Annotated in this window: 8 protein-coding genes; all 8 read right to left on the reverse strand. The window is 49.6% G+C overall.

Annotated features, from left to right (window positions below; genetic code table 11):
- Nucleotides 1–39 precede the first annotated feature (39 nt).
- Nucleotides 40–1,986, reverse strand: coding sequence for a methionine--tRNA ligase (gene metG / locus AC0QUU_RS01590; protein ID WP_474544247.1), 1,947 nt, complete (start codon nucleotides 1,984–1,986; stop codon nucleotides 40–42).
- Between the two features lie 583 nt (nucleotides 1,987–2,569).
- Nucleotides 2,570–3,745 carry a carboxynorspermidine decarboxylase gene (gene nspC, locus AC0QUU_RS01595; RefSeq protein WP_474544249.1) on the reverse strand — a complete coding sequence of 392 codons (1,176 nt, stop codon included), beginning with the start codon at nucleotides 3,743–3,745 and terminating at the stop codon, nucleotides 2,570–2,572.
- Between the two features lie 12 nt (nucleotides 3,746–3,757).
- A complete protein-coding gene (locus AC0QUU_RS01600; protein ID WP_474544251.1) occupies nucleotides 3,758–4,960 on the reverse strand; it encodes a saccharopine dehydrogenase family protein in 1,203 nt (400 codons plus the stop codon).
- Nucleotides 4,961–5,045: 85 nt separating this feature from the next.
- On the reverse strand, nucleotides 5,046–5,915 hold the full coding sequence (gene speB / locus AC0QUU_RS01605; protein ID WP_474544253.1) for an agmatinase: 870 nt from the start codon (nucleotides 5,913–5,915) through the stop codon (nucleotides 5,046–5,048).
- A 19-nt stretch (nucleotides 5,916–5,934) separates the two neighbouring features.
- Nucleotides 5,935–6,789, reverse strand: coding sequence for a polyamine aminopropyltransferase (gene speE, locus AC0QUU_RS01610; protein ID WP_474545502.1), 855 nt, complete (start codon nucleotides 6,787–6,789; stop codon nucleotides 5,935–5,937).
- A gap of 105 nt (nucleotides 6,790–6,894) precedes the next feature.
- The gene (locus AC0QUU_RS01615; RefSeq protein WP_474544255.1) at nucleotides 6,895–8,349 is read right to left on the reverse strand and encodes an aminotransferase class I/II-fold pyridoxal phosphate-dependent enzyme; all 1,455 of its coding nucleotides are present in this window, start codon (nucleotides 8,347–8,349) and stop codon (nucleotides 6,895–6,897) included.
- Nucleotides 8,350–8,821: 472 nt separating this feature from the next.
- Nucleotides 8,822–10,036: a CapA family protein gene (locus AC0QUU_RS01620; protein WP_474544257.1), complete on the reverse strand. Its 1,215-nt coding sequence runs from the start codon at nucleotides 10,034–10,036 to the stop codon at nucleotides 8,822–8,824.
- A 107-nt stretch (nucleotides 10,037–10,143) separates the two neighbouring features.
- Complete coding sequence (locus AC0QUU_RS01625; RefSeq protein ID WP_474544259.1) at nucleotides 10,144–12,777, reverse strand: sensor histidine kinase; 2,634 nt, start codon at nucleotides 12,775–12,777, stop codon at nucleotides 10,144–10,146.
- Between the last annotated feature and the right edge of the window lie 20 nt (nucleotides 12,778–12,797).

The following is a 12,797-nucleotide window of genomic DNA, read 5'->3' on the forward strand; positions in this document are numbered from 1 at the left end:
TCACTGATCTGTACTGATCTGGTTCCGGAATCTCCTGCATCAGCAGATCTCGGCGCCTGCCGGCATATCTTTTTCCGGAACAACAAGAGCCAGATTGCCTTTGTCGTCTTCCGCGCAGAGAAGCATTCCCTCTGAAAGAACTCCTGCCAGTTTCGCCGGTTTCAGGTTCACCAGCACCATGACTTTCTTGCCGACCATCTCTTCCGGCGTGTAGTGCGCCTTGATGCCGGATACAATCTGTTTTACCTGGCTTCCGATCTTTACCTGAGAGCAGAGAAGCTTTTTGGACTTTTTCACTTCCTCGCAGGCAATGATTTCTCCGACCTGGAACTGCATTGCGCCGAACTGGTCAAATGTAATTTCCGGTTTCGCCTCAATGTCGATCACCGGTTCTTCCTCTTTGTTTTCTCCGGAAACTTCCTCTGTATGCGGATGAAGTTCTTCCACTTTTTTCATAACTTCTTCAACATCCAGTCTCTGGAACAGAATCTCCGGTTTATCTGTTACATGGCCGCCGCCCAGCTGCTCCAGAATCTTTTTGCTGGTTGAAGGCATAAAGGAGGCCAGGAGCTCCGCGCCTACGGAGATGGACTGGATCAGATTCCACAGCACTGTTTCAAGCCGATCCTTTTTCGTCTCATCTTTTGCCAGTACCCACGGCATTGTCTCGTCAATATATTTGTTGCAGCGTTTGAACAGGTTGAAGATCTCGGTTATGGCATCCGCCACTCTCAGGCGGTCCATCTTCTCCTCTACTGCCTTCGGTGTGTTTTCCGCTACAGCCTTCAGATCCGCGTCTACATCCTCTGTCACATTCTTGTCTGTCACTGTGCCGCCGAAATATTTATTTGTCATGGAAACCGTACGGTTTACCAGATTGCCCAGCGTATTTGCCAGATCGGAATTCAGGCGCTCCACCATCAGCTCCCAGGTAATCACTCCGTCATTTTCAAAAGGCATCTCATGAAGTACGAAATAGCGCACCGCGTCAACGCCGAAAAAATCTACCAGCTCATCTGCGTAGAGCACATTTCCCTTTGATTTGCTCATTTTTCCATCACCCTGGAGCAGCCACGGATGGCCGAACACCTGCTTTGGAAGCGGCAGGCCGAGCGCCATCAGGAAAATCGGCCAGTAAATCGTATGGAAACGGATAATATCCTTTCCGATCAGATGCAGGTCTGCCGGCCACAGCTTTTCAAACTGCTCTGTACTGTTTCCGTCCGCGTCATAACCGATTCCGGTAATATAGTTGGTAAGGGCGTCAAGCCACACATATGTGACATGTTTCGGGTCAAAATCAACGGGAATTCCCCATTTGAATGAAGTTCTGGACACGCACAGATCCTGCAGGCCCGGGAGAAGGAAATTGTTCATCATCTCGTTTTTCCTGGAAACCGGCTGGATAAACTCCGGGTGCTCGTTGATATACTCAATCAGACGGTCTGCGTATTTGCTCATTTTAAAGAAGTACGCCTCCTCTTTTGCCGGCTGTACTTCCCGTCCGCAGTCCGGACATTTTCCGTCCACAAGCTGGGACTCGGTAAAGAATGACTCACATGGCGTACAGTACAGGCCTTCATAGTATCCTTTATAAATGTCGCCCTGGTCATACAGTTTTTTGAAAATCTTCTGCACCTGGCGCTCATGATCCTCGTCTGTGGTGCGGATGAATTTATCGTAGGATGTATCCATCAGATCCCAGATTCTCTTAATCTCCGCAGATACATTATCCACAAACTCCTTCGGTGTAACTCCGGCCTCCTCCGCTTTCAGCTCGATCTTCTGGCCGTGCTCGTCTGTGCCGGTCTGAAAGAACACATCATATCCCTGGCTTCTCTTGTATCTTGCAATTGCGTCCGCCAGCACAATCTCATACGTATTGCCGATGTGGGGCTTGCCTGAAGTATAGGCAATGGCCGTTGTAATATAATACTTCTCTTTCATTTCTTCCTCCTTCCGGGACGCCGTCCGCTTCGTTTTCACCGCGTCTCCGTTTCTGATTTACTCTGTCCTTTTCTTCTGCTTTTGTTCCTTCTGACCATTTTCATATCCTGACATGGATCTCTGCTAAACAAAGTTTTCTGCTAAATAAAAACCCGTCTTCCTGTAATTAAGAAGACGGGTGATTACCGTGTTACCACTTCTCTTCGTCTCTACCTCACGGCAGAGACCTCAGCAAGTGCCTGTCAGCACTTCTCCGCTGTAATGGGCGGACCCATCGCAGCCTTACTGCAAGCATCCGTTCCTTTTGTCCGGAACGTTTATCACAAGATGCGCGCCTGCACATCTGTCCGCTTCGCAGTTCGGTGCGCTGCTCGGAAGCCATTTTCGCCTGCGTTCCATCCATCCCTCGCAGCATGGGATATGGCCTTCATATCCCCGGGATTTCTCTGTAGAATATCCGGCAGGTTACTCTCTTCGTCGTCGCTTTTCCAACTATCCTGATCTGTTCTGGTCTGATAAAAAGGTTAGCACAGGCGCGGAGAAATGTCAACCGCCGGATTTCCGCGTCTGCCGGATTTCCGGCCGCCTTTCCTCTTTTACGGATATGCAGGGCAAACTCGGTTTAAAGCCTGCATCTGAAATCTTCATATCCGAACTTCCGGATCGCCTGGCAGTCTCCGTTTTCCCGCTCCAGTATAATATCCGGAAGTTTCATTCCGTTAAAAGTATTATTTTTCACCATTGTGTAAATGGCCATATCCTGGAACTCCAGCCTGTCTCCCGACTGAAGCTGTTGTCTGAATGTATAGTCTCCGATCACATCCCCGGCAAGACAGGTGGGTCCGGCCAGCCGGTATACATAAGGCCTGTCTGCCGTTCCCCTGGCCGGCGCTCCTTCCGCCTCCCCTTTCTCCGGCTCTCCCGCGTCTTTCAGCGGCGGACGGTAGGGCATCTCCAGAACATCCGGCATATGGCAGGCCGCAGAGGTATCCAGAATGGCGATCTTCATGCCGTTTTCCACAATCTCCAGTACCTGCGTCAGCAGGATGCCGGCGTCCAGCGCCACGGCTTCCCCCGGTTCCAGATATACTTCCACATCATAGGTTTCCTTCACATGGCGGATGCATTTCTCCAGAAGAGCTCTGTCATAATCCTTCCGTGTTATATGATGGCCGCCGCCGAAGTTTACCCACTTCATATGATAAAGATAATCACCGAACTTCTCTTCCACTGCTTCCAGTGTCTCTGCCAGTGCATCCGCGTTCTGCTCGCACAGGGTGTGAAAATGAATTCCGTCCAGGCTCCGGATCTCCTCATCTGTCAGTTCCCGCCGGAACTGTTCCGCCGTGGTTCCGAGTCGGGAAAAGGGCGCGCAGGGGTCGTAGATGGCATGGCCTTCCTGGGTGGAGCGCTCCGGATTTACCCGGAGTCCGATGCTTCTTCCCGCCTGTTTTGCCCGCTCCCTGTACTTCTTCAGCTGGGCCGGGGAATTAAAGACCACATGGCCGCAGTATTTCAGGATTTCCTCCATCTCCTCTTCCCGGTAAGCGGGAGAGAAGATGTGATTTTCCCGGCCCATCTCCTCATAGCCCAGCCGCGCTTCGTACAGCCCGCTGGCAGTGGTTCCGTCCAGATACTCACCGATCAGCGGATAGACGCTGTACATGGAAAATGCCTTCTGGGCCAGCAGGATTCTGCATCCGGTCCGCTCTCGGAGATCTTTTAATATCTGTAGATTCTCTTTTAATTTCTCTTCCTGTATTACATAACAGGGGGTTCTCAGTTCTTCTCTTCGCACGTTCTTCCCTCTTTAGTCCACCAGTTCCGGATTCTCGCTGATCTTCCAGGGCAGCCCCCACTTATTCAGCGCGTCCATAAACGGATCCGGATCAAACTCTTCCATGTTGTAGACGCCCGGCTTTCTCCAGGTTCCGTTCATCACCAGCATGGCGCCGATCATTGCCGGAACTCCTGTTGTATAAGCCACCGCCTGGGACTCTACCTCCCGGTAGCACTCCTGATGGTCACAGGTATTGTAGATGTACAGTTTCTTCTCTTTTCCGTCTTTCTTTCCGATAAAGATACAGCCGATATTTGTCTTTCCTTTTGTCCTCGGTCCCAGCGTAGCCGGATCCGGAAGGAGCGTCTTTAAAAACTGCAGCGGAACGATGGGTCTTCCCTCGTACATAACAGGCTCAATGGACGTCATTCCCACATCTTCCAGACAGCGGAGATGGTTCAGATAGCTCTCTCCGAATGTCATGAAGAAACGGATTCTCCGGATTCCCGGAACATTCAGCGCAAGCGACTCGATCTCCTCATGGTGAAGAAGATACATATCTTTCTTTCCGATCTCCGGGAAATTATAGACACGCTTGATCTCCATGGGCTCTGTTTCAACCCAGCGTCCGTTCTCCCAGTAGGATCCCTTTGCAGATACCTCGCGGATGTTGATCTCCGGATTGAAATTTGTAGCAAAGGGATAGCCGTTGTCTCCTGCATTGCAGTCCAGGATGTCGATATAGTTTATTTCATCAAAATAATGTTTCAGCGCGTAAGCGGTAAATACATTTGTCACGCCCGGATCAAATCCGCTTCCCAGAAGCGCCGTAAGTCCGGCCTTCTCAAAGCGCTCCCGGTACTCCCACTGCCACTTGTATTCAAACTTCGCCGTGTCCTCCGGCTCATAGTTGGCTGTGTCAATATAGTGCACGCCTGCTGCCAGACACGCTTCCATAATCAGCAGATCCTGATAGGGCAGCGCCAGATTCAGCACCACGTCCGGCTTTTCTTTCCGGATCAGGACAGTCAGCACTGCCGTATCATCCGCGTCCACCTGCGCGGTTGTAATCTTTGTTTTCGTCTTTCCCTGAAGCTTCTCCTTCAGCGCGTCACATTTTGACACAGTTCTGCTTGCAATACACAACTCGGAAAACACATCACTGTTCTGACAGATTTTATGAATTGCCACACCGGCCACACCTCCGCAGCCCACTACCATTACTTTTCCCATTTTTTCGTCTCCTTCCTCCCGCGTCCCGCAGGATGTACTTCTTTCTGTACCTTATTTATTTCTCTTTTCTCTGTTATTCTCTGTTTTATATATTTTTTCTCTGTCCGGCCAGCGCGATAAGCATTTCCCTTACAATCTTGCACGCCGCCGCCGTGGACGCTCCGGTGGGATCACAGGGCGGACACAGCTCGGTTACGTCACAGCCGATAATATCCGCCCGGCCGCACACAGCCGAAGCCCCCTTCATCGCCGTCAGGAAATCCACGCCTCCCGGTTCCGGAGTTCCCGTTCCCGGGAATACCGAAGGATCCATAACATCCAGATCCAGGGTAAAATACACCGGTTTGCCTTTCAGTTCATCCAGCACCTGTTCCAGACCGTCCAGGGTAAACGGATGGAAATCCGTGTGTCCGCTTTTCGCCCAGTCAAATTCCTCTTTCTCGCCGGACCGGATACCGAACTGATGAATCCGCCCGTCGCCCAGTATTTCCCAGCATCTTCGGATTACACAGGCATGGGAGAGCTCTACTCCCAGATAATCCCTGCGCAGATCCGTATGGGCGTCAAAATGGATCATATGCAGATCCGGATATTTCTCCGCGGCCGCCCGGATGCTTCCCAGAGTGACCAGATGCTCCCCTCCGATCAGGAAGGGCAGTTTTCCGTCCTTCAGAATCTGCGCCGCGCAGGCTTCTATCTCCTCCAGAGATTTCTCTGAACTGCCGATGGCCAGTTCCAGATCTCCGCAGTCACAGACCAGGTTTTCCGGCAGTTCCAGGTCCTGGTACGGGCTGTACAGCTCCAGTCCGTAAGAGTCATTGCGCATGCTCTGACCTGCGAACCGGGTTCCCGGCCGGAAGGATGTGGTGGAATCAAAAGGCGCGCCGAAGAGGACGATCTCCGCCTCATCATATTCCGCGTCACATCCCATAAAATTGGTTACATTTTTCTGCATCTTTTCTTCTCCTGTTCTTCTACTCTTCTACGTCCTCAAGCAGTTCTTCCACATAGACCGGAAGCGCGAACACTCCCGCATGGAGCCGGGGCTCATAGTATTTTGTACGGATGCCCCGGAGTTTCCATCCCACTTTGTCCAGATCATCCAGCGGATGATATTTCTTTGAGGCGAATCCGAACAGCCAGTGTCCCGACGGATAAGAAGGAATGTGCGCCTGGTAAACCCGGCAGATCGGAAACGTCTCCACGATTCTCTTGTGCATCCTCTGGCACTGGAAAGCCTCTTCTGTATAAAACGGACTCTCATTCTGATTGATCATAATTCCGTCTTCGTGAAGGGCATTGTAGCAGTTTCCGTAAAATTCCTTTGTAAAAAGGCCTTCGCCCGCTCCGAAAGGATTCGGCGAATCTATAATAATCAGATCATAGGCGTCCCCTTTGGACCGGATAAACTTTACGCCGTCCTCATGAAAGATCTGAACCCTCTCATCGGTCAGACTGGCGGCAATCTCCGGAATGTATTTTCTGCACACTTCAACCAGAAGGGGATCCGGTTCAACCACATCGATTTTTTCTATCGTATCGTATTTGATCAGCTCCCTGACCACGCCGCCGTCTCCTCCGCCTACGACGAGAACCTCTTTCACATCGGGATGCACCGCCATAGGAACATGCGTAATCATTTCGTGATAAATAAATTCATCCCGCTCCGTAAGCATCAGATCCCCGTCCACTACCAGGATCTTCCCGAAATCTTTTGACTCCAGCACGTCAATCCGCTGGACTTCACTCTGGGAACTGAACAGCTGCTCCTCAATGCGGATCGACAGCTTCACACCGTCTGTATGAATATCTGAAAACCACATTTCCATCTCTTTTGTCACACTCCTTTATCAATCAGGCCCGCAGAATCCGCTTCGCGCCTTCCGCGCGCTTCCGTTTTCTATATATACTTCTATATAAGCTCTGCCGGGAATCTATCTGTCCCGCAGCACATTGAGCCGCTCGATCTTCTCATCTTCCGGTCCTGTCATGGAACATCCTTTTTCTTTTGCGTACACAATATACTGTATGATCTCGTCCGTAATCTCCTCCCCGGGCGCCAGCACCGGAATTCCCGGAGGATAGCACATAACAAATTCCGAGCAGACGCGTCCTCTCGTCTGTTCCAGCGGCAGAGATTCCTTCTCCGCGTAGAAAGAATCCTGAGGCGTCATGACAACCTTCGGCGAAATATATTCCTGGGAAAGCATTCCCGTCTTATCTTTCTTGTAACGGCGCTTTAAGTCCGCAAGGGCAGTTACAAGCCGTTCCACTTCCCGGATCCTGTCGCCGATAGACAGATAGGCCAGAATATTGCCAAGATCCCCGAATTCGATCTGAATGTCATATTCGTCCCTGAGAATATCGTAAACCTCAATCCCCGCAAGACCGATATCCAGCGTATGGATCGACAGTTTCGTGGGATCGAAGTCATAGATGCTGTCTCCGTTTATCATCTCCCGGCCGAAGGCATAGTAATCGCCGATCTGGTTAATCTCTCCTCTGGCGTACTCTGCCAGAGCCGTCACCCTCTGGAAAGACTCCTCTCCCCGAAGCGCAAGATTCCTTCTGGATATATCCAGGCTTGAAAGCAGCAGATAGGATCCGCTGGTCGTCTGGGTCAGATTGATGATCTGGCGGACATACCCCGGCTGCATTCCCTCTCCTGTAAGAAGAAATGAACTCTGGGTCAGGCTTCCCCCGGACTTATGCATGCTGACCGACGCAATATCCGCCCCTGCTTCCATTGCTGATACCGGCAGATCCTTTCCGAAATAAAAATGAGTGCCGTGGGCCTCATCGGCCAGCACTTTCATCCCTTTCGCATGAGCCGCCTTCACAATCGCCTTCAGGTCGGAACAGATCCCGTAATACGTGGGATTATTGACAAACACAGCTACTGCGTCCGGATTATCCTCAATGGCCTGAATCACATCCTCCCGTTTCATTCCCAGAGAAATTCCAAGCCGCTGATCCACATCCGGATTGACGTACACCGGTTTTGCCCCGCAGAGTACCATTGCGTTAATAGCGCTGCGGTGCACATTCCGGGGCAGTATAATTTTGTCTCCTTTCTTGCAGCAGGCCAGAATCATAGTCTGAACCGCTGACGTAGTGCCTCCCACCATAAGAAATGCATGGCTGGCCCCGAACGCGTCTGCAGCCAGTTCCTCCGCCTCCTTGATTACAGACACCGGATGACACAGATTATCCAGCGGCTTCATGGAGTTGACGTCAATGCTGACGCACCGCTCTCCGAGAAGCTGTACCAGCTCCGGATTGCCTCTTCCGTGTTTATGTCCGGGCACATCAAAAGGTACGACCCGGTCCCTCCTGAATCTTTCCAGCGCTTCATAAATGGGCGCTCTTGTCTGTGATAATTTTCCCATACCAAATTCCTTCCCCATATTCCGGTCTTTTATCTGACACGTGTAAAATGCGAAAAAACACAGGCATGCACATACGTCATGCCTGTGTTCATATCACGTTATTATCCTCTCAGCAAAACCTGACAGCAGTTTATTCTTTTCAGATAAAACAGATATTGGACTTAGAGTCTATATAGCAAATATTTTTACTTTTACTACTCTTATTGACCGTTTCACAAGTTTCGTATGCCCTATGCACACCGGTTATAAAGTAACCAACTTATAAAATTTGAGCTCCTAACTCAATCAATAATGCAGCTTGACGCCGCGTAAAATATTTGCATGGAGAACTTTCCCTATACCTGCTTTCCATACATAGCTTATGGTAACACACAATATCTGTAAATTCAAGAAATTTCTGTTTATAATATTATCTGACTTCGTTGTTCTTTCTGCTGACAACCGTCAAGATGCGCTATGCCGCTCTTTCCCTTTACAGACCGCTGCTGAACTCCTCAATCTTCTGCATAACCCGATCCTTCTCACTGCCTTCCAGAGGCGTAGGCTGATAGTTGTTATAGCCGGAAACGGACGATACGGAACAGGGAATGATATTTGTTACGTCATCTTCCACCAACTGACCGTTTTCTATGGTAAATGTCTGCTGAAAAATCATTGTATCTTTGTCCGACGGATTACTATTTCCCCCAAAGCAGAAATTTCCCAGACTGTAAACAATATTTTTCCCTTTGTATTTCTCAATTCCCTGAAGTACATGGGGATGATGACCCAGAACCAGATCCGCCCCATTGTCGATGGCGGAATGAGCCAGGCTCTTCTGGTTGTCGTTCGGATAGTTTTCTTTCTCCATTCCCCAGTGGAAACTGACAATTACAACCTGTGCTCCCTCGGACTCCACCTTCTTAATATTCTCAATCATCCCGGCCTCGCAGCCCATGCCGTCGGCCAGTTCGTAGGTTCCGACCAGCCCCACTTTCACGCCGTTTACATCAACTACTGCGGTGCGGTCATATCCGAAAGTAGTTATACCTGCCTCCTCCATATAATTGATCGTGTCCGTATAGCTCTGATCCCCATAGTCATGGCTGTGATTGTTTGCCAGATTGGCCGTCTCTACACTTCCGGATGTAAGAATCTGCGTAAAGTCACCGGGTCCTTTAAATGCAAAGGTTTTGTCCTGCCGGGAATCTGAGTCCGTCAGTGTCCCTTCCATGTTTACGATCGTCAAATCATCTGCCTCAAAAATGGATTTTACATTCTGCAGAAAATAAGCCGCCCCATTGCTGTTATAATAGGCATTCAGACTGGTACTCTGGTTAAAACTTGAATCCGTCCCCAAAGTGCAGTCTCCCGCCGCGCTTATGGTAATGGATACCGGAGGCTGCTGTTCCGCCTCTGTCTTCTGTTCTTCTTCTGTTTCTCCGGAAATTGTAAGATCCTGCGCCTGCTGCTGCGTTTTATCGGCTCTTTCTTCGCCGCCTCCTGAAAAGTGTCTTACCAGGACTACAATTCCCGCAATTATCAGACCAATACATATCACCGCTCCAATCATCGCGGCAATCAGCAGGCGCCTTTTTCTCCGCCGCCTCTGCATCTCAAGCCGACGCCTTTCCGCGCGGCTCATCCTTCTTCGGGGCGTTCCCGTACCGTCTGCACTTCGTCTGCGCTGTTCTTCCCCCTTGTTCATTTTTATCACCTCTCATTTGTAAAATAACTTTTCCATAAACAGAAAACAGATTCTGTCTGTTCTGTCCTTATGGTATCATCTGAGAGGCAGTTTTGCAATCGCGCTCTTTATTTTGCCCGCGGGAAACATATATTTACCCGGAACAGGTCGCCGTCCAGATAGAGGTCGAATGTTCCGCCCTGCATCACTGTCAGGCTCTTGGCGATAGACAGCCCCAGGCCGCTTCCCTCTGTACTTCTTGAAAGATCCCCTCTGATAAACCGCTCCGTCAGCTCATCCGCCGAAATATTGAGCTGCTGTTCCGATACATTTTTCAGAGAAAATTCAACCTTATCATCTCCGATCCGAAGATCCGCATATACCCGGGTTCCCGACATGGCATATTTCACTGCATTGTTAAAGATATTTTCCAGTACTCGCCACATACGGCGTCCGTCTACGCGGATGATTGCAGGTTCTTCCGGAAGATTCATTACAACCATCAGATTTCTTGCGGCAAATTTCTCTGTAAATTCCCCTTCCGTCTGCTGGATCATCTCGGTAAAATTCACGTCCATAAATTCCAGACTGATATTCCCGCTGCTGACCTTGGAGGCTTCAACCACATCTTCCGTCAGTATCTTCAGACGCTGGGCTTTGGATTCCAGAATATCCAGATATCCCCGGATTCTTTCATCCTGAATATTTTCCCGCTTTAAAATATCCACATAATTGATAATAGAGGTAAGCGGTGTTTTAATGTCGTGAGACACATTTGTAATCAGATCTGTTTTCAGGCGTTCATTGCGCATTGCGTCATCCACAGCCCGGTTCAGACCGCTTCCGATGTCATTCACTTTTTCCGCCAGTGCCTTATCTTCACCGCGGATCCCGTCTGTGTCGATCTGGTAGCTCATATTGCCCGATGCGATTTCTTCGATTCCTTCCTTTATCCGTTTCTTCACAGCCGCACGGTTCAGCACAAGCCAGACTGCCGCCCCGTCCGCCGCGGCTGCCAGAATAGTCAGAGGCAGACCACGCCAGACAATAGCCGCCCACTGGCACAGCAGAAATGCCGCAAGCAATACCGCTGCTCTGGCGGGCAGCGCTTTTGCCTCAAACGCTTCATTTCCAAAGACCAGTACCGCGCGCAGCAGACTGTTTTTCCAGAGCGTTTTCCCCTTAAGACGTTTTATAAAGCTGGCATATCCCGCAAAAAAACATCCGAATGAAAACAATCCGTAGAAAAATGCCGCCAGTACATCCAAAAACCGCAGTGTTGTGCCGGTCAGAGTAGAATAAACGTTCATATCCGTTTGCTCAAGAAACCTGGCGCCATAATATGAGAGCTCGGCTGTATCCCAGCTGTCTGTCACGCTCCAGTTTTCTATCCCGAACAATGTCGTTGTAAATCCCAGCAGCAGCAGAGTCACTCCCAGCCATATTCCGATAATCAGAACCGCCGCGATCTCTGTTTTGCATCTGTCAAATGATGTAAGGTGTACTTCATTATCTTCCGGTTTTCTTCCTGCTGCCATAGCAGTCCACACAACCGATACAAGAAACAGGATTCCGAAAATAAACATGCAGCGAAGCGCGGCCTTCAGAAACGGGACATTTTCCCCGTAAGACATACGCGCCTCATAGAACTGATCATTTATAGGATAACTGGTATCTACCGCAACAGCCACCACACTGTCCATTTTCCGGTCTCCCTCATAGGCCCGTACCTTATCCCATTCTCCGGATTCCGAGATATTCATGTTTGTTTCAAAATCCTTCAGCTTCGGATGGATGATCATATACCGCACAGATTCTCCGGATTTCATCTCCCGGATATTATTTTTCAATTCATCATAATTACTGTACTCCTCTTTATTTGTGACAACTTTTCTGGTTGCTTCATTTGCATAAATATAAGTAAGATTTGTATTGCCTTCTTCCAGGTACTCCCACCCATTTTCATATACCAGCAGCTCATCATACAGGCTGCTCAGCGTGGACGCAATATTTTCATATATAATCGACAGTTTTCCGTTAAGCTGAGGCGTCTCATTCACCACCTGAAGCAGATTGTCCGCACCGGCCGGAGCATATTTTTCGCGCAGAGATTCTCCGAAATTCCAGCAGTCCGTGTAAAGGATATTCCCCTCCGGATCTGTGATGCGCATCCGGTAAAAACCGGAAGTTGTAAGCGTACCGTCCTCCAGTTCCTGAAGATACTCATCCTGTGTTATCTGATATTCTTCATTATTATCAAACTCTATCCTGAGCTCTCCCCTGTCAAACAATGCCAGGAAGTCTTCAAGATAGTAGTAATAATAATTTCCATCCGGCTGTTCACAGACAATTACACTGTTATCGTCATAGAGCTGCCCCTCGCCCGCATAAAAGTCTTCACCCCAGTCTTTCAGCTCATCCAGCGTATAGGCCACACCGGAATGATTGGCCCCGGTTATTACCAGATTTCTGGAATAATCCATAATGTCCACAAGCTTATCCGGATTGTAAGCCCCGTCTGTCTCAAACATCTGCTCCAGACGAATCCGGTTCATAATCTCATACACACTGTTTTCCACCGTCATATTAAAGTCTTCGGAATCTTCATACGCCTGAGTCAGAATCCTTCGGATATCTGTCGGATTTACCGTTCCCGCAAGAGAAATTGACGCCAGAAGTGACGCGGAAAATACCGCGCCGCTTACAATTCCCACAATCACAGCGATCACTTTCACCACTGTTTTTCTGTACCATCGTTTCATAAAAGTCCTCTTTCCCTCTG

This window comes from Mediterraneibacter sp. HA8405 (assembly GCF_056148955.1).